This window comes from Thioalkalivibrio sp. ALJ1 (genome assembly GCF_000745395.1).
Taxonomy (GTDB): domain Bacteria; phylum Pseudomonadota; class Gammaproteobacteria; order Ectothiorhodospirales; family Ectothiorhodospiraceae; genus Thioalkalivibrio.
Genome location: NZ_JQIW01000003.1, coordinates 93993 through 112711, shown reverse-complemented (window position 1 = coordinate 112711; position 18719 = coordinate 93993). Strand labels below are relative to the sequence as shown.

15 protein-coding genes and 1 pseudogene are annotated in these 18719 nt (G+C 63.9%); 9 read left to right on the top strand and 7 right to left on the bottom strand.

Going from position 1 to position 18719, the window contains the following annotated elements; all coding sequences use genetic code 11:
* Nucleotides 1–172 precede the first annotated feature (172 nt).
* On the bottom strand, nt 173–1675 hold the full coding sequence (locus F462_RS00425) for an SLC13 family permease (RefSeq protein ID WP_018140891.1): 1503 nt from the start codon (nt 1673–1675) through the stop codon (nt 173–175).
* A 208-nt stretch (nt 1676–1883) separates the two neighbouring features.
* On the opposite strand from F462_RS00425, the gene F462_RS00420 reads away from it, so the two are divergent.
* From F462_RS00420 to argF, 3 genes are all read left to right on the top strand, one after another.
* Nucleotides 1884–2465, top strand: coding sequence for a superoxide dismutase (locus F462_RS00420; RefSeq protein ID WP_038050765.1), 582 nt, complete (start codon nt 1884–1886; stop codon nt 2463–2465).
* Between the two features lie 102 nt (nt 2466–2567).
* Nucleotides 2568–3764 carry an acetylornithine transaminase gene (locus F462_RS00415; RefSeq protein ID WP_038050764.1) on the top strand — a complete coding sequence of 399 codons (1197 nt, stop codon included), beginning with the start codon at nt 2568–2570 and terminating at the stop codon, nt 3762–3764.
* On the top strand, nt 3761–4678 hold the full coding sequence (gene argF, locus F462_RS00410; RefSeq protein ID WP_038050762.1) for an ornithine carbamoyltransferase: 918 nt from the start codon (nt 3761–3763) through the stop codon (nt 4676–4678). Before F462_RS00415 ends, argF begins: the two co-directional genes overlap by 4 nt.
* A 175-nt stretch (nt 4679–4853) precedes the next feature.
* Here argF and F462_RS00405 read toward each other — a convergent pair whose 3' ends face one another.
* Together F462_RS00405 and msrP are read right to left on the bottom strand one after the other, a co-directional pair.
* Nucleotides 4854–5498 carry a protein-methionine-sulfoxide reductase heme-binding subunit MsrQ gene (locus tag F462_RS00405; RefSeq protein WP_208854109.1) on the bottom strand — a complete coding sequence of 215 codons (645 nt, stop codon included), beginning with the start codon at nt 5496–5498 and terminating at the stop codon, nt 4854–4856.
* A gap of 25 nt (nt 5499–5523) precedes the next feature.
* Nucleotides 5524–6498 (bottom strand): protein-methionine-sulfoxide reductase catalytic subunit MsrP, encoded by a 975-nt coding sequence (gene msrP, locus F462_RS00400; protein WP_038050759.1) that lies wholly within the window; start codon nt 6496–6498, stop codon nt 5524–5526.
* Between the two features lie 214 nt (nt 6499–6712).
* On the opposite strand from msrP, the gene F462_RS00395 reads away from it, so the two are divergent.
* Nucleotides 6713–6913, top strand: coding sequence for a PA3496 family putative envelope integrity protein (locus F462_RS00395; RefSeq protein ID WP_038050756.1), 201 nt, complete (start codon nt 6713–6715; stop codon nt 6911–6913).
* A gap of 297 nt (nt 6914–7210) precedes the next feature.
* Here F462_RS00395 and F462_RS00390 read toward each other — a convergent pair whose 3' ends face one another.
* From F462_RS00390 to F462_RS00380, 3 genes are all read right to left on the bottom strand, one after another.
* The gene (locus F462_RS00390) at nt 7211–8356 is read right to left on the bottom strand and encodes a lipocalin-like domain-containing protein (protein ID WP_038051074.1); all 1146 of its coding nucleotides are present in this window, start codon (nt 8354–8356) and stop codon (nt 7211–7213) included.
* 473 nt (nt 8357–8829) lie between these two features.
* Nucleotides 8830–11361, bottom strand: coding sequence for an ABC transporter permease (locus F462_RS00385; RefSeq protein ID WP_038050754.1), 2532 nt, complete (start codon nt 11359–11361; stop codon nt 8830–8832).
* The gene (locus F462_RS00380) at nt 11358–12074 is read right to left on the bottom strand and encodes an ABC transporter ATP-binding protein (RefSeq protein ID WP_038050751.1); all 717 of its coding nucleotides are present in this window, start codon (nt 12072–12074) and stop codon (nt 11358–11360) included. The genes F462_RS00385 and F462_RS00380 overlap by 4 nt, the downstream gene beginning before the upstream one ends.
* A 530-nt stretch (nt 12075–12604) precedes the next feature.
* Here F462_RS00380 and mgtE (F462_RS00375) point away from each other — a divergent pair.
* The 5 genes from mgtE (F462_RS00375) (at nt 12605) to F462_RS00355 (ending at nt 17187) form a co-directional block, all read left to right on the top strand.
* Nucleotides 12605–13963, top strand: a complete 1359-nt coding sequence (gene mgtE / locus F462_RS00375) for a magnesium transporter (protein WP_038050748.1) — start codon at nt 12605–12607, stop codon at nt 13961–13963.
* Nucleotides 13964–13973: 10 nt separating this feature from the next.
* Nucleotides 13974–15332: a magnesium transporter gene (mgtE, locus tag F462_RS00370; protein WP_038050747.1), complete on the top strand. Its 1359-nt coding sequence runs from the start codon at nt 13974–13976 to the stop codon at nt 15330–15332.
* Nucleotides 15333–15790: 458 nt separating this feature from the next.
* A complete protein-coding gene (locus F462_RS00365) occupies nt 15791–16225 on the top strand; it encodes a pilin (protein ID WP_038050745.1) in 435 nt (144 codons plus the stop codon).
* 297 nt (nt 16226–16522) lie between these two features.
* Nucleotides 16523–16765 (top strand): type II toxin-antitoxin system Phd/YefM family antitoxin, encoded by a 243-nt coding sequence (locus tag F462_RS00360; protein ID WP_018873277.1) that lies wholly within the window; start codon nt 16523–16525, stop codon nt 16763–16765.
* A complete protein-coding gene (locus F462_RS00355; RefSeq protein WP_038050743.1) occupies nt 16765–17187 on the top strand; it encodes a type II toxin-antitoxin system VapC family toxin in 423 nt (140 codons plus the stop codon). Before F462_RS00360 ends, F462_RS00355 begins: the two co-directional genes overlap by 1 nt.
* Nucleotides 17188–18182: 995 nt before the next feature.
* On the opposite strand, the pseudogene F462_RS00350 reads toward F462_RS00355, so the two are convergent.
* Nucleotides 18183–18590 (bottom strand): annotated as a pseudogene (locus F462_RS00350) (lipid carrier--UDP-N-acetylgalactosaminyltransferase); the annotation flags it as partial.
* Nucleotides 18591–18719: the final 129 nt, after the last annotated feature.

Genomic DNA, 18719 nt, shown 5'->3' with positions numbered 1-18719 from the left:
GCTGGGGAGACACTGATTGAAAGAGCGGGCTCGGCCGGCCGTTGTTGACCAGAAACGGGTGCGCGAACCGCGTTGCGATTCCCTTGTGCAGAATGGCTGCACGGCAGTAACCGCGCATAAAATGTAAGCCAAAGCGACTCGAGCGCAAACCCGCGCGTAAAGCAGCGTCTCCCTATAGCAAAAACGCCTCGGCAAAGACATAGACCGCCAGGCTGATCAGAACCAACGCGACCACCGACAACAGCGCGCCACCGCGCACCATATCCAGCACTCGCAACCGATTGCTGGCGAACACGATGGCATTCGGCGGGGTCGCCACCGGCAGCATGAAAGCCACCGAAGCAGCAAACGCCACGGGTAGTGCGAGCAACAACACGGGCACATCCATGCTCAAGGCGAACGCGGTCACCAGGGGCAGCAACGTAGCCGCCGTCGCGGTGTTACTGGTCACATGACTGAGCGTCATCGTCAGCAAAGCCACGCCGGCCATGATCAAGATGAGTGGCCAGACCTGTGCGACCACCAGCGCATCGGCCGCCAGCGCCGCCAGCCCGCTGGACTCGATCGCCGCCCCCAGGCTCAACCCGCCGCCGACCAGAAGGAGTACACCCCAGGGTAGTTCGCGGGTGTTGTCCCAAGTCAGCAGGCGGCGCTGCTCGCGCGAGCCCGAGGGGATCAGGAACAACAACCCCGCACCCAGAATCGCGATTCCAGCATCAGTCAACGAGATCGGCAGCAGCCCCTCCAGCGATGGCCGGGTCAGCCACGCCAGCGCGACCAGCACGAACACCCCCGCCACCCGTTTCTCCGCCGCCGACCATCGACCGACAGAGGCTCGCTGCTCGTCCAGCAAGCTACGTAGACCGCTCAGCTCCACCCGGTGCACAGGAAACACCCATTGCGTCAGTAGCCACCAGGCCATCGCCAATAGAATCGCGGCCAGCGGCAATCCCAGGGTCATCCATTCCAGAAAACCGATCTCAATCCCGTGCCGGTCCCCAAGATAGGCCGCGGTCAGGGCGTTCGGTGGCGACCCAATGATGGTGGCCATACCGCCGATGTTCGCCGCGAACGCGATCCCCAATAGCAAGGCCAGCGCAGGGCGCCGCGAGGCCACATCCTGCTCTTGCGGCGGGGCACCCCGCTCAATCAGGCCCAGGACGGACAGGGCAATCGGCAGCATCAGCGCCGCGGTCGCGGTATTGCTGACCCACATCGACAGCCCAGCGGTCGCCAGCATGAAGGCCCCGACCAGCATATGCAGACGATTACCGGAGCGCGCCACAATCGCCAGCGCCATGCGCCGGTGCAGGTCCCAGCGTTGCACCGCCAGAGCGATCGCAAACCCGCCCATAAAGAGAAAGATGATGGGGTTGGCATAGGGGGCGGTCGCCGACTCCATCGACGTGATGTCGAGGATCGGCAGGATCGCGATCGGCAGCAACGCCGTCACCGGCAACGGCAAAGCCTCGCTAATCCACCAGATCGCCATGAACAGAGTCAGCCCCAGCACCCACCAGGCGGCGGGATCGAAGCCTGCCGGTGCCGGCGCTATCAGGAACAGCGCGAAGATCAGTGGCCCAAGCAGCAACCCGAACCGGCCGCGCCAGTTCACCGGCGTTTTTCCAGGCAACTCCGCCTGGTCCGGCTGCGTACTATCGTCACGATCGGCCATCTACCTCGTCTTTCAGGCGATCAGGGATTCGAAAAACCACTGAAGAAACACTAATCGAGAACAGTTTTCCCCCCATTACAAGACCGAGCGGAATCATCGGAAATTGCATCGCTTGGGCAAGGTGACTATCGTTGTCGAGTTCGGTGGCGGTCCTGCTTCGGGGCGCGCCGCCACGCAGTTTCTCACGACACAGCACAAGGAGTCTTTCATGGCCTACGAACTGCCCGAACTGCCCTATGCCAAGAACGCACTGGAGCCGCACATCTCCGCCGAAACGCTGGAATACCATCACGACAAGCACCACGCGACCTACGTGACCAAGCTGAACGGCCTGCTGCCGGGTTCCGAGTTCGAGAATGCCTCGCTGGAAGACCTCATCAAGAAGGCCCCCGCCGGCGGCATCTTCAATAACGGTGCCCAGGTCTGGAACCACACCTTCTACTTCAACTGCATGGCCCCGAATGCCGGCGGCGAGCCGTCCGGCAAGGTGGCTGATGCGATCAACAGCGCCTTCGGTTCGTTCGACGCCTTCAAGGAGAAGTTCAACGAATCCGCGGTCGGCAACTTCGGCTCGGGCTGGACCTGGCTGGTACAGAACAGCGATGGTTCCGTCGAAATCGTGAACACCTCCAACGCCGCCAACCCGATGCGCGACGGCAAGACCCCGCTGCTGACCTGCGACGTCTGGGAACACGCCTACTACATCGACTACCGCAACGCGCGCCCGAAGTACCTGGAAAACTTCTGGGCCGTGGTGAACTGGGACTTTGTTGCCCAGCAGATGAAGTAACGCCCCAAGCGGCTTACACTAGGCGTGTTCGGCCGCATGACGCGGCTACGCCTTTCATCGAGCCGGCGGTCCTCCGCCGGCTCTTTGGTTTTGGAGAAACCCATGAATGATGCCCTGCAGAACACCTACAACCGCCTGCCGATCGCATTCGCACGCGGTGAAGGCGCCTGGCTGTGGGATACCGAGGGCAACCGCTATCTGGACACGCTCTCTGGCATCGCCGTGTGCGGGCTGGGCCACGCCCACCCCAAGGTGGCGCATGCCGTCTGCGACCAGGCCAACACGCTGGTCCATACCTCTAACCTCTACCGCATCCCGCTACAGGAGCAACTGGCCCGGCGCCTGTGCGCCCTGTCAGGCATGGACCGCGCCTTCTTCTGCAACTCCGGGGCGGAAGCCAACGAGGCGGCGATCAAGCTCGCGCGTCTGCATGGCCGCGCCAAGGGCATTAGCACGCCGAAGATCATCGTGATGGAAGGCAGCTTCCACGGCCGCACCATGGCCACGCTGTCCGCCACCGGGAACGCCAAAATCCGCGAGGGTTTCGAGCCACTAGTGGAAGGCTTCGTGCACGTCCCGCACGGGGATGCGGCCGCCGTCGAGGCCCTGGCCGAAGACCCCGACGTGGTCGCCATCCTGGTCGAGCCGGTTACCGGCGAAGGCGGCATCCATGTCCCGCCGCCCGGTTACCTGCGTCAGCTGCGCGACCTGGCGGACCGCAAGGAATGGTTGCTGATGCTGGACGAGATCCAGGCCGGCATCGGCCGCACTGGATACTGGTTCGCCTTCCAGCACGAGGGCATCACCCCGGACGTACTGAGCCTGGCCAAGGGCCTCGGTAACGGCATCCCGATCGGCGCCAACCTGGTGGCCGGCGCGGCCCGCGAGCTGTTCAACCCAGGCATGCATGGCACCACCTTCGGCGGCAACCCGCTGGTCTGTCGCGCGGCCCTGGCCGTGCTCGATGTGATGCAGGACGAGGCCCTGTGCGAGCAGGCCGCACGCCAGGGCGAGCTGCTCCTGCAACGCCTGCGCCAGCGTCTGGAGGACCACACGGGCGTGGTGGCCGTACGCGGACGCGGCCTGATGATCGGGGTCGAACTCGACCGTCCCGCAGGCGAACTGGTCATGGCGGCCCTGGAACGGGGCCTGGTCCTCAACGTCACCGCCGGGTCTGTCATCCGCCTGCTCCCGCCGCTGATCATCGACGACGAGCAGGTCGAACAGATCGCCATAACCGTCTCCGACCTGGTGGACGCCTTTCTGACGTCCAAACCCGTCAATGAGGTCTCTGCATGAACCCACGTCACTATCTCTCGTTCCTCGATCTCTCCGGAGACGAAACCCGTGCCCTGCTGCAGCGGGCCATCGAGCTCAAGCAGCAACTGAAGAGCGGCGAGCATCACGACGACCTGCTGCGCGGCAAAACCCTGGGCATGATCTTCGAGAAATCCTCGACCCGGACCCGGGTGTCATTCGAAGTGGGCATGCAGCAACTGGGTGGGAATGCCCTATTCCTGTCCCCACGCGACACTCAGCTAGGCCGCGGCGAGCCGATTGAGGACACCGCCCGAGTGCTGTCGCGCATGGTCGACTGCGTGATGATCCGCACCTACGAGCACGAGAAGCTCGAACTGTTCGCCAAACACTCGTCCGTGCCCGTGATCAATGGCCTGACCGACCTGGAACACCCGGCTCAGCTGCTGGCAGACCTGCAAACGTACTTCGAGCACCGCGGCGACATTCGCGGCAAACGCGTGGCCTGGATCGGTGACGGCAACAACATGTGTCACAGCTACATGTACGCGGCGCGTTCGCTGGACTTCCAGCTAGTCGCCGCCTGCCCAGAGGGCTACGACCCGGAACCCAGCGTGGTCGACACCACCCAGAGCCATTTCGAGCTGACGCGAGATGCCCGCGCCGCCGCCGAGGGCGCGGACCTGGTCGTCACCGATGTCTGGGCCAGCATGGGTCAGGAACAGGAAAAGAGCGCCCGCCGCCGGGCCTTCTCCGGCTTCTTCGTGGATGCGGACCTGATGCAGCTGGCCAACGACGACGCCCTGTTCATGCACTGCCTCCCCGCGCACCGCGAGGAAGAGGTCTCCACCGAGGTCCTCGAAGGCCCGCAAAGCGTCGTCTGGGACGAGGCCGAAAACCGCCTCCACGCCCAAAAGGCCCTCCTCGAATTCCTCGTCACCCTCAACGCCGGCTAGCGCGGGTCGTAAGGGCGAAAAGCGTTAACAGGAAGATGGGAAGTTAGAAAGGGTTATTGGTGATTTGGCATCCCCGGCGGGGCGGCTAGCATCGCGCGGTGGGCGAAATCTCGGCCCCACAATCAAAACCTTCCAGTCTTCCCATCTTCCTGTGAAACGCCCTTGACCCGGGCCTTCAGGCAGGGGCACGGCGGCGGGCGTGGTTACGCCGGCGGGTCTGCCAGCGGTAGACGACGCGCCAGCCGAGCAGGAAGGTGAGGATGGCGGCGTACAGGGCGACCTCGGCATAGTCGGCTCGGGCCAGCCACAGAAAGTGCAGCACCGCCAGCACGCCGGCCACGTAGACGCCTCGGTGCAACCAGACCCATTTCTTCTTGAGCCAGCGCTGCGCGGCATTGGTGGACGTGACGGCGAGCACCAGAAGGATCAACCAGGCGGCAAACCCCACCATCACGAACGGACGTTCGGTGAGGTCGTAGAGCACCAGCTCCCAGTCGAAAAACAGATCCACCCCCAGCCAGATCAGGGCGTGGGCGGTCACATAGCCAAATGCCACCAACCCCAGCATCCGGCGCAGGCGCACGATCCAGGCGAGCCCGGTCATCTGCCGTAGTGGGGTCACCGAGAGCGCAATCAGCAGCGCGATCATGGCGTGCGTGCCGGAAAGCTCCAGTAATTTCTCAATCGGATTGACGCCTAAGCCACCCAACAGTCCAAGCGCGCGCATGCCGATCCAGATGGCCGGGACCAGCGATAGCAGCAGCACCGCGGTCCACACGCCTCTGGGCGGCTGCGCGCGCTGGCGCCGCGAAGCGGTCACACGAGCCTCCTCAGGGTGGGCCCCATCAGAAATGCTCGCGCAGATCCATGCCATCGTACAACGACGCTACCTCGTCCCCGTAGCCGTTGAACATCTCGGTTCGGCGGCGACGGAACTCGCCAATGCGCCGCTCGGTGCGTTGCGACCAGCGCGGGTGGTCCACGTCCGGGTTCACGTTGCTATAGAAACCGTATTCATCCGGCTGCGCCTGATTCCAAAGGGTCGGCGGTTCCTCCTCGACAAACCGGATGTGCTGGATCGACTTGATGCTCTTGAAGCCGTACTTCCACGGCACTACCAGCCGGATCGGGGCCCCGTTCTGGTTAGGCAATACCTCTTCGTACAGGCCCACGGACAGGATCGTCAGCGGATGCATTGCCTCGTCCAGGCGTAGCCCTTCCGTGTAAGGCCACTCCAGCCCACCGGAAGCTCTGGGGCGCCGACGTTGACCCCGCAAGTTGTCCGGGTCGTAGATGCTCTCGAAGGCGACATAACGCGCCCCGGCACCTGGCTTCGCCTTCTCGATGATGCGATTCAGCTCAAAGCCGATCCACGGGATCACCATGGACCAGCCCTCGACACAGCGCATGCGATAGATCCGCTCTTCCAGCGACCACGGGTTGATGAAGTCCTCCACTGCATACTCGCCCGGATTGTCACAAAGGCCGTCCACCGTGATCGTCCACGGGTCCGTCTTCAGCTGGTCGGCGTACGTCTTCGGATCACTCTTGCCGGGTCCCATCTCGAAGAAATTGTTGTAGCTAGTAATCTCATCAAGCGAGGTCTTCGACTCGTCCGTGGAGAAATCACCGGGCTCGAATTCCAGCTCGTAGCCACGCAGCGCGGCCGCCGCCGGCGCACTCATCCCGAGTCCACCCAGCGCCAACCCGGCTCCCAACCCGATACTGGTCCGCAGAAATTCGCGCCGGCGGGCGTAGACCTCCCTTGGGGTGACCTCACTATGGGAACATTCGGAACGATGTCGGGTGCGGATCAACATGGCCTGCCCTCACGACTGTTCGGTGGCGGCGGAAAGCGTCGCCATTCGTGCACGATGGACCAGAACCGCGCCCGTGAGTTCGGCACCAGGACCCTATAAAGCGAACTACTGAACAATAAGAATTTTCTGCTTGCGAACCGGCCGGAAGACTTTATAAGACTTTTCTGATACCGCAGTCCGGGATGGCCCGGCCGGCTTGTCAGGAGACCCAACAATGGACCCGACGATCGACTTCTCGGCCGATGGCGCTGACGAGATCGCCAGCCTGTTCGAAGATCAGCTCGTCAACGACCGCGGCCCGGCCCGTCACGCCGCCCGCCGTACCCTCGAACGCCTGATGGAAGAACGCGCCCTGCGCGCCCACCTCCAGGACGACTTCGACCTCGACACCCCCCACGAGACGATGGACTGGTAGCGCCCGGGTGGGCCCGGGTGGCCCCGCGCCACCCTTCTCCTGCAAGCCGCCCTACTCCACCACAGAGAGCACAGAGGACACAGAGAAAAGCCCAGTCAAAAGCGAAAAGCATCCACAGGAAGATGGGAAGACCTAAAGGGGTTGTTTCGGTGCGTTGCGATGCGACATCGGCGTCAGGATCGTCGCTCGCGCGCAGGGGATACTCAAGCGCCCCAAAACAACTCTTCCCGGCTTCGCGTCTTCCTGTTAGCCGCTTTTGATCGGGTTTTTATCCGTGCCCTCTGTGGTCAAAACGCCTTAGTCCCCCTCGTACCCCGTCAACTCCACAAACCCCCGGCCAATGGGCTTACCATCCGGGCCGAGGATATCCACCGCCCCTTCCCAGTAGCGGATCACCGTGTCCATTTCCTGTTCGTCGCGGATGGCGCGCACGGTGAATTCGCGTGGCACCGAGCCGTCCGGTGGAGCGATGCGCATGGACCATTCCACCGGATAGCGGTTGCCGGAGGGCTGTGTGGCCCAGCGCCGGGCCTCCAGCTCGACCTGATCGGGCTCCAGCAGCCGGTCGTCGGCATCCGCCGGCATCCAGCGTCCCTTGGACAGCAGGTGCGGCTCGCCGTCCTTCTTGCGGAGCTGGTAGTACATCACGTCCAGCCCATCGTCGAACTGCAGCGCAAACCAGTCCCAGCCCACCTGGTCCTCGGACAGCGCACTGGTGCTCCACTCGCGGTCCATCCATGCCTGGCCGGTCACCGCCAGGCGCCCGAGATCCGCGCGCTCGACCTCGCCGCTCACTTTGATGCGGGGCACGGAGTAGTAATAGGAGGCATTCCCTGGCTCCGGGCCCTTCTGGCTGAGCCCCGCCACGCCCTGGAGGACCGGTCCACGCCGGGGCTCCAGTTCCAGCGCCAGCCGGTAGTCGTCCACACTGAAGTCCAGCGTCCAGCGATCCCGGTCCAGATCCGCCAGCTGCCAGTCTTCGGTCCAAACGCGGCCCACCGGGTCCGTGGCGCCGGCCAGCCCCGCCCCGTCGCGTACGAAGCGCTCCTCGGAGGCGTGGTGCCCAGCCTCGCGGTCGACCACCGCCGTATGCGCCATCCAGATATCCGGGCTGGCCCAGGCTGAGTCATGCCAGGGGTCGTCCCCCGCCAGCTCCGGCGCCAGCCCAACGCGGAAGAAGGTGATGTGAAAGCCCAGCCGCTCGCCCTCCGGCCCATCGAGATTGCCGGTCACATACCACCACTCGTTGCGAAACCCTGGGTGTGGCCCGTGATCACGCGGAAACTCGAACACCCGCGGCGCATCGGCGCGGCGAAACCCGTCCGTCTCCTCCCCGCCCAGGGCCTCGCCCACCCGCAGCCCGGACACCTCGGCCTCGCGCACATCCGGCGGCTCCGCCCCGCCACAGGCCACCAGCAGCACCACGAGCCCAGCCACCACCAAAAGGCGCAGGACCTGCTGTAAGAGTGTCTGTAGGAGCGGGCTTGCCCGTGAAAGGGCCTTGCCAAAGGCTGGCGCGGGCAGGAGCTTCGCGGGCAAGCCCGCTCCCACAAAGCCCACCCCCACAGAGCCCGCTGCCACCAAGCCGGGTCCCGCAAGCCGCAACCCAAACATCACGCGACCTCCCTTAAGGGAACACTGATCCATGTACACGCTCGCGCTCGAGTCGCTTTTGTGTGCGAACAAGGCGCGGTGATTGCCGTGCAGTCATTCTGCACAAGGGAGCCGCAACGCCGTGCGCGCACCCGTTTTTGATAACAACGGGCGGCCGAGCCCCTTCGGGGTTGGCACCCCACGTTCCCCGATCTTGCGTTGCGCCCCGAATCAATCGAAAACGGGCGGGTAGAACCACTACCCGCTGCACAACGCGCCTTGTCTCGGAAAACCTGGGGTGCCAACGCGAGCGTGTACATGGATCAGTGTTCCCTTAACGCCGGCACCAGCCGCATGCGTGCCATTCGCCAGGCCGGAAATAGAGAGGCCAGAAGCGCCGCGCTCACTCCCAGCCACACCGTCTCGCCCACCGCGGCCCATGGCAGGCGCAGATCCATGCCCCAGCCGAAGGCTTCGCGATTGATGACCTCAATCAACAACCAGCCCATGCCCAATCCGAGCGGGATCGCCGCCAGCCCCGCAAACAGGCCCAGTACGCCGCCCTGCAGGATCACCAGCCCGCGCACACCGCCCGGGATCAGTCCGAGCGCACGCAAGGTCGCGAACTCCCGCGCGCGTTCCATCTGCAGCGCAATCAGCGCCCCCAGGATCGCGATGAACGCGACAATCAGCGTGATCACTCGCAGCAGGTGGGTAATCGCAAACGTGCGGTCGAAGATCGCCATGGATTCCTGCTCGATATCGCCGGGGCGAGTCACCAGCGCGGGCCGGTCCTGCTCCGCCAGCCAGCGCTCCAGACGTTGCACGGCCTCCGAGACGTCCGCGCCTGGAGACAGCCGCAAACCGAAAGAGCCGACCTCGTCCGGAGGTGCACCGCCCCCCGCGTACGCCGCCTGCGTCATCAACGCGGTCCCTTGCGGGTTGCCGTAGTCGCGATAGATCCCAAGCACCTCGAACGCACGCCGGCCATCCTCGACTGCCAACGACAGCAAATCGCCAACCGCCAGATCCAGGTAGGCGGCCAGCGGCTCGGTCACCAACACGGCATCTTCCTGTACCAGCGCCCGCCCCAGCTCGGAACGGTCCTGCGCCGTCTCTAGCAGGGGCAAGTACTCCAGCCAGTCGCCATGTGGCTGCACCATATATAAATCCACTAGCCCTCGGTCGCTCACCACCTCCTGACTTGAGCCGGTACTCACGGACGTTGCATCCGCCTGTGCCGCCAGCGACTCCATCCAGTCGGCGGGCAATCGCGCCCCGCCACGCGCCGAGGCGGGCGCCGCCGGCACCACGTAAAGATCGGAAGTCAGGGCCTGCCCCAGCCATTGCTCCACACTCCCACGGAAGCTCCCTACCATCACCGCCACGCCGATCGCCGCCGCCAGGGCCAGGGTGAGTGCGGAAGTCGCCGGTGCGCTGCGGGACAGGCTGCGCTCCAGGCTGCGCACCGCAATGCGCGGCAACGCCATGCCGCGCACCATTCCACCCAACCCGCGCAACGTCCAAGCCAGCACCCAGGGCAACAGGAGCACAAACCCGGTAATCAGCAGGAACAGCGCAACAAACCCACCCAAGAGCGCCCCCGCCCCAGTCAGCAGTAAGCCCGCCCCAGTCAGCAACAACCCAACGGCGGCCAGCGCCAACCAATTCGTCAGGGTCCGGGCACGCCGCTCCAACCTCCCATGACCGGCCCGCGCCGGGCTGGCCCCACGCGCGGCTTCCCACGCAGGGGCCAAAGCCGCCGCCAACGACAGACCGACCCCGATCAAAAAAATCGCCGCCAGCGCCAGCGGTCGCGGCGCCACCTCGGTCACTGCCACCGCGAAGAAGTGATCCGTGACCGTCTGCGCCACCTGCCCCACCAACACCTGGGCGAGCGCGATCCCGAGCAGCGCACCCAGCACGGTCCCAATCACGCCCACCAGCGCCGCTTCCACAAGCACCACACCAAACAGGGCCCGGCGTCCCACACCCACCAGGCGCAGGCTGGTAATCACCTCGCGCCGACGCAGGACCGAAAAAGTCTGGGTGTTGTAGATCAGGAAGGCCGCAATCAGCAGCGCCAGCAGGCTCATCGCAGTCAGGTTGATACGAAACGCCTGAGCCAGCTCGCGCGAGGCCTGCCCCCGAGCCTCGACCGGCACCAGCTCCAGCACATCCGGCAACGCGGCCTCGAAGCGCTCGACCTCGTCGTCCGCCAAGCGAACGTCGATCCGGTCCAGTCGCCCGAGCCGGTCGAGCAAAACGTGGGCCGTCGCTATATCCGTCACCCACAGCGATCCGCCCGTATCCCCCTCGTTGCCAGACTCTTCGCGCTCAGGGTCGCGGTCGATCACCGTCACCACGCGCGCGCCTCCCGCCGCCTCCAGGGTCACACGCGCCTCATGTTCGTGCCCCGAGTCGCGGAACCAGCCGGAAGGCGGCAGCATCGTGCCCGGTTCGGTCACCAGGCGCTGCACCGGGGCATCCCCGATATCGGAGGCCGCCCCGCGGAAGGGTCCCTCGGCCAGCGTATCGACCCCGAGCACATAGATCGTCGTGCCATCGGACAGGCGAGCCGGCCCTTCGACGATGGGCGCCGTATCGCGCCAACCCGCCATGCGCAGATCGCGGTAGAGCGACTCGTCAAAGCCGCGCGCCGGCCCCAGCAGCTGGTGCGTAGCGGCTCCCGCCACTTCGTCCATGGACTGATCGAACGCGCGCTGAGCCGACTGATTCGCCAGATCCACCGCCAGAACGACCGCCACGCCGATAATCACTCCCACCAGCGTCAACAAGCGTTGCAGCGGCCGCAGCCGCCAGTCGCGCAGCCAGGCCCGCAGCAACAAACTCACGCGCCCGCATCCTCGATCACGCCATCCGACTCCAGCACCCCATCCTGCATCGTCAGTACGCGGTCCAGGCGCCCGGCAAGCTCTGCACTGTGCGTCACCAGCAATAGCGCTGAGCCATTCGCCGCCACCTGCTCCAGCAACAACCGGAACACACTCTCGCCGGTGCGCGAATCCAGGTTGCCGGTCGGCTCATCGGCCAGGATCAGTGCCGGTTCATGCACCAGCGCCCGCGCAATGGCCACACGTTGCTGCTCACCCCCGGACAGGGCCTCCGGATAGCGCTCGGCCTTGTCACCCAGTTCCACGTCGGCGAGCTGGCGCATCGCCCGTTCGCGGCGCGTGCGCGCGCTCAGACCGGTGGCCAATTCCAGCGGCAGCATCACGTTCTCGAGGACCGTCAGCGTCGGAATCAGGTGAAACGACTGGAAAACGATCCCTACGCGCGAACGCCGCAGCTGCGTCCGCGCCGCCTCGTCCAGCCCCGCCAGCGCCTCCCCCGTTAGGTGCACCTTGCCGCGATCCGCCGCCTCCAACCCCGCCGCCAGATGCAGCAAGGTGGACTTGCCGCTGCCGCTCTCGCCGACGATCGCCACGCGCTCCCCGGCGGCCAGCTCCAGGTCGACCCCGTGCAGTACCTCGCCCTCGCCCGGATAGGCAAACGCCACATCGGTCAGCGACAGCACAGCGCCTTCTATCGAGCCTTGTTGCTCCATCGCATACACCTTTTCTGATACACAAATCGTTGCGTCAGACAGACGCCGAGTTGATCGCTTGCAAGCAGGCTACTACAGGGGATTTTCCTGCCGTGCGGGAGCCTGCTTGCGGGCGAACGACCGACCCCCAACCGAGTCCAGAAACACACTCCATTACCCAACCCCCCGCACTTATCGGCAGCCGCACCCTTTCGCCCACTGCAGACCATGAAGAGTAGATGAACGTTTCAAAACCCCGCACAAGCGGTTGATTAAGGCCTCACATCCGTTAGAATGAAGAGCACCTCTACACACGGGAACGCGCCTTGAAACGCCAATCACGCAGCCGATCTATCCGCGCCTAGCGGCAAGCGCCCGTTCTCCAAACCGGTCGCTTCCCGTCAGGCCTTTTTAAATAAAGTGCCGGGAACGGCCGGGTCCACAACCCGACTGGCCCCTGGAATCATCCACCGCATCCTTGCGGCGCCTTGAGCGACTGTGCCCGTGCACGTGTCCCTCCCGCAGCGCCCGGATGTCACCGGGAGAAGGGCATGGAGCTTCACCTCGAACAATCCATCATCGAGCTGAAGGAGCTATTGCGTCTGGACGACCGCGACGGGCTCCACGAACTGCTCGACTACATGCGCGTGCAGGATATCGCCCACGCGCTGATGGAGCTGGGCGAGGCGGACCTGACCGCTGTATTCAACATGCTGCCCCCCGGGCGCAAAGCGGATGTCTTCGCCTACCTGGACTCGGCGCACCAGATCCGGCTGCTGGAGTCCTCGCCGCGGGACGATGCTCGCTTCATCCTCTCGGAGATGGAGGCGGACGACCTCACCGCCCTGCTGCAGACGCTGGATGCGGACACCCTGCGCGGCTATCTGCGACTGCTGCCGTTTCGCGCCATCCGCCGGGCCCTGAAACAACTGAACTACCCCGAGGACTCCGCCGGCCGTGTGATGTCGCCGGATGTAGTGGCCGTGGACCCGGACTGGACCCTCAAGCGGGCCCTGGCCTTCATCCGGCGTAACGCGGACGAACACTCCAACAACGTGATCTTCGTCGTCGACCAGGACCGGGTGCTGCAGGCGGCCGTACCGATCCGGCACTTCCTGCGCGCCGCAGCCGACAGCCCGGTACGCGACCTGCTGGACGACGCCGACCCCATCACCATCGGCGTCTCCGAAACCGCCGTGGCCGCCGCCCGCAAGATCCAGCATTACGACCTGGAGACGCTTCCGGTGGTCGGCGAAACCGGCGAGCTGCTCGGAGTGATCACGGTCGACGACGTCATGGACGTCCTCGAGGCCGAATCCACCGAGGACTTCCACAAAATGGGTTCCGTGGGCAGCCTCCCCCTGTCGCCCGACGCCGCCAGCCCCTGGCTGCTGTACCGCAAGCGCGTGGGCTGGCTGATTGGGCTGGTGGCCTTCAACAGCATTGGCGCCCTGATGATCTCCCAGTACGAGGAGGCCATCGAGGCCCTCGTCGTGCTCGTGTTCTTCCTTCCCCTGATTATTGACTCCGGCGGTAACGCCGGGGCCCAGAGCTCCACGCTGATGGTCCGCGCCATGGCGACCGGCGAAGTCACCGCGCGCGACTGGCTGCGGCTGTGGGGCAAGGAGCTGGGGGTATCCGTCGGCATCGGCGTGACCATGGGCCTGGCCGTCTCGTTACTAGGCTTGTGGCGGGGCGGCGCCGAGATCGCACTGCTGGTCGCCGTCGCCATGACGCTGATCGTCGCCTTTGCCAGCATGATCGGCATGCTGCTTCCGGTCATTCTGAGCCGCCTGAAACTGGACCCGGCAACGGCCAGCGTACCGATGGTCACCGCGATCGCCGACCTTGGCGGCATCATGATCTACTTCTCGCTGGCCGTGGCAATGCTCGGCCTGGCCACCCCGTAGGACGCAAGCGATGAGCCCGACCGACCACGAGATCGACCACCTGCCACAGACGCTGGGCACCGCGCTGGGTCAACCCACGGAGGATGCCCTGCAAGCCCTGTGCGCGAGCCACGCGGCCCCGGACCTGTCCGACGCCCTGGAAGCACTGCCCGAAGAGCTCATGCAGCGCTTCTTCCAGCGCCTGGATATCGCCTGCACGGCGGATATCTATGCCCACCTGCAGCCGGACCACCAGTCCCGGGTTCTGCAGTCCCTGGAGGAAGAACACGCCAGCCGCTTGATCGCCGCCCTGTCCTATGACGACGCGGCATCGGTCATCGAAGGCCTCAAGGACGACCACGCCGAGACGTTGCTCGAAGCGCTGCCGGACGACGACCAAGAGGCACTGGAGACCCTGCTCGGCTACCCCGAAGAGAGCGCCGGGCGCCTGATGACACCCGAGTTCGCCACGGTCCAGCCCGACTGGTCCGTGGCCGAGGCGATGGACCATCTGCGCGAACAGCATGAGCTGGCGGAAACCATCAACACGATCTTTGTCATCACTCCGGACGGCGAGCTGCTTGGCTGGGTACGACTAAAAGAACTCCTGCTGTCGCGCCCTACCACCACCGTGCGCGAACGCATGCACACGGATGTCGTGAGCGTCGCTGCCGAGGAAGATCGCGAAGAGGCCGCCCACCGCATCAGCCACTACGACCTGGACGTCCTCCCGGTGGTCGACGACAACGGCCACCTGCTCGGCATCATCACTGTGGACGACGTCATGGACGTCCTGCGCGCCGAGACCACCGAGGATTTCCACCGCATGGCCGCGGTCGGCGACCTCGTCCTCTCCCTGCGCGATGCCAGCATGCAGCTCCTCTACCGCAAGCGGATCGGCTGGCTCCTGATCCTCGTCGCGGTGAACATCTTCGCGGGCATCGCCATCGGCTACTACGAAGCCGCCATCGAGGCCGTCGTCGCCTTGGTGTTCTTCCTGCCCATGGTCATCGCCACCGGCGGTAATGCCGGCGCCCAGGCCGCCACATTGGTCGTGCGATCACTCGCCGTGAACGACATACAGTTACGCGACTGGTGGCGCCTCGGCGGCAAGGAAGTCCTGGTGTCCGGCGCCCTGGGTGTCACCCTGGCCGCCGCCATCTGGATCTCCGGCAACTGGCTCGGCGACATGCAGGTGGCCAACGCCATCGCGCTCGGCATGTTCTTCGTCGTGATCTTCGGCTCCATGTTCGGCATGCTCCTGCCGTTCGCCCTGACCCGCTTCGGCTTCGACCCGGCCGTAGCCAGCGCCCCGCTGATCACCTCCGTCGTCGACATCGTCGGCATCCTCATCTACTTCGGCGTCGCCGTCGCCATCCTCGGCCTCTAACCCCCGGCCCCAGGAATCGCGTCATTGCGAGGCCCCAAAGGGGCCGTGGCAATCTCGTGAACACACCCCCGAGTCCTACGCAGCCCTGAGCGACCTCATCGACGAAGCCCTCGCCAAAAGAAACCCGTCATTGCGAGGAGCAGAGCGACGAAGCAATCGGCCTGATAGTCGCGAGCGCTTCTCGCAGACCCGCGCCCAGTAACCCGAAGAGCCGGCACCGCGCAGGTGACAAACCCCAAACCAAACTGACCACCCACGTCACCCCAGGTGACCATTTTTGTCACGTGACACATCTGAACGCCCGCATGTCGTGACCCAAACCCCAAACCGAATGGCCACACAGCGCCGCTTATCCGGATTTGCCCGCTCCTGGCACACCCATTGCTTCTACCCAGACAGCTGCCCACGGGGCGGCCGGGCCTCCGGCCCAGCTTTCATCACATCAAGGGAGTACGAACATGCAGAAGAAGACCGCCCAAAAGGGCTTTACGCTCATCGAACTGATGATCGTTGTGGCGATCATCGGGATTCTGGCGGCCATTGCGCTGCCGGCTTACCAGGACTATACGGCGCGGGCTCAGGCTTCGGAAGCTCTTAGTGCGACTGCCGGACTTCGTGCAGATATCGCCGTCTATCTTTCAGAAGAGGGTGCACTGCCTGACGATGGCGACGACGATGACCTCGACGCCTCCGTTGCAGCTCTAGCCGGTAACTACTTCTCCGCCGGAGGAGTCAGCTTGGATGGTCCTGGCGTGTTGGAGATCACTTTTGACTCGGGAGTCCATTCTGGCGATGAAATGACTCTGACCGCAATTGAAGCTAACGGCCAGATCAGCGAATGGCAATGCGGTGGTCTCGAAAACAAGTACCTTCCGTCTGCCTGCCGTCCGTAAGGTTAGGTCAAAAGGGGACAGATTTATTTTCCCCTCTCCAAACCCCGGCCTCACGCCGGGGTTTTTTGTTGTCTGTGCTGGTCTAATTTTCGACGAAAGAATCAAAAGGGGACAGATTTATTTTCCCCTTCTTGAACCCCGGCCTCGTGCCGGGGTTTTTGTTGTCATAAGCCGGATTCGCCGACGCAATCGGGCGCAAGCCCCGCGTCTGCATCCCCTTCCCTCGCGCCACCCCATTTCCGCGACGGTTGTCGCCAAGCTATGATATGACCATCTACATGGTCAGGAGCGCACGAAATGCCCGAGCCGACGGTTAGCCTGGCGAACGCCAAAGCCCACCTGAGCGAGCTGGCGGAACGCGCTGCGGCAGGGGAATCCATCCTCATCACCAAGCGAGGGAAGGCCGTCGTACGCCTTTCCAGCGCCACGGCGCCCAAAAAACCGATTGATGCAAATGCGCTCCGTGCAGTCACGGATGCCCAGCAACACGGTTCCGATGAGGCCTTCATGCGACACATCCGCGACGATGCTCGCTACTGATGCGCTATCTGGACACCAGCATCCTGGTCGCGGCGCTCACCCGCGAGCCCCGTACCGCAGATATACAAAATTGGCTGGCGGCACAGGACGCCGATTCGCTATGCATCAGTGACTGGGTGCTTACGGAGTTCTCCGCAGCCTTGTCCATGAAGGTTCGAATGGAAATCCTGACACCCTGGGAACGGGCGAACGTGCTTGGCGCATTTGCGGCGTTGCGGGAATCGTCACTCTCGACCCTGCCGGTCTGGACTATCGATTACCACACCGCTGCCCACTTCGCCGACGATCATGCCTTCGGGTTGCGCGCTGGCGACGCCCTTCACCTGGCCATTGCGTACAACCACGGCGTGGCACTTTGCTCGCTCGACAAGACGCCTGTGGCCGCTGCAGAACCCATGGGCGTGAATGCGACGCTGCTGTAATAAGACCCCGCCAAACCTTTCGAGCGTTCTGCACCGGTCATCTGGGACATCTGGGACACCCACCTTGGGCAGAAAGGGCATCCCAAAAAAGAAGGGCCGCCTGGAATCCATTCCATGAGCGGCCCTTCCGGGGGCGTCCCTGCCCCCACACGCAACATATCAAACATGCTGCCGATTTCCAGCGTATCGCAAATTCAATTGCTCAACGGTCGGATTGGGCCGCTAAGCGGTAGCAGGTGCATGGAATAAAAAACCCTCGGTTACCGAAGCCGCAGAACCACTGAGACTTCGGTCCTGGAAAGCACATCGATTAGAACGCCCTGCCGGCACCGGGGATGCCGTTATTCATGATTTACCGTGTACGGCACAGCTAGCGCCGGGGCGCGCAGGGAATCCCGGCTCTCGGCTTCTCGACGGCCGGAATGACAAGGACGATGTCAGCGGTGCCCTCGAACGCGGGACATCCACTGTTACACGTCGTACAGATAATCGGATCGGGTGACACTGGCGGGAGCCTGCCCCATAAAGAGAAAGGGCCACCTCGGCGTCCATGCCCAAGTGGCCCTTTCAGGGGACGTCCTTGTCCCCCGCGACAAAAACTAGCACATAAAGTAGAGGATTCCACCCTTCTCACCAAACTTTATGCGAACGGTCGATTCTTACCCCTCAACGGTAGCGCTGGGCCTCTCGACCTGTATTCGCCCATCACCCTACCAATAGCACGACTCACGGACCAAATGCGCACCCCAACGATGACTCCAAAACCAACCACGCCGTAAGGCGAAGCGCACAGCACACTGCAGGAGGCCAGCCCCTGGCCGATGGAAGACCGGAGCCGGCACGCCAGCCAAAGGGCTGCGCCGCCCACATCAAGCATTCCTAGACTCGTGGGAGCCTGCTTGCAGGCGAAGCTCCCGCCAGCGCCCGATTCGACCCCAACCTTCGCCTGCAAGCAGGCTCCTACAAAACAGAACCTAATAGTCCGATCCTGGTTGTTACGACGGTCGGATCCGATCTCCTGAACCCTTTCCGGTCACCGTGAGCACCAGATACCGGAAATAGTCCCGGAGGTTTAAAGAACCGATCATCTCCGAATCCATCTCCGCCAACCGTTCCGGGTCCGACATATCGATCCCGTTCACCTGTGCCAGCCCGGTAATGCCGGGGCGCACCGCAAACACCCCGCGCGCCTCCCGCGCCGCGATCAACTCCACCTGACTCACCAGGCAGGGTCGCGGCCCCACCAGGCTCACATCCCCCTTCAGCACATTCCAAAGCTGCGCCAACTCATCCAACTTGAACTTGCGCAGGAACTGCCCAAACCGCGTTACCGCTGCAGCATCCGCTAGATGTGTCGCCACCGATCCCGTATTGAGCCGCATAGTCCGAAACTTCACCAGCACAGATCAATGCGTTTCCACAGAAGCCGAATGGCACCTCGGGCATGGACTGTATCAAACGCAAGTTGGAACCAGATAGATCGCTTTCGCTTAAAACCTGAACTCACTTATGATCGTCTGCTGTGAAAACGT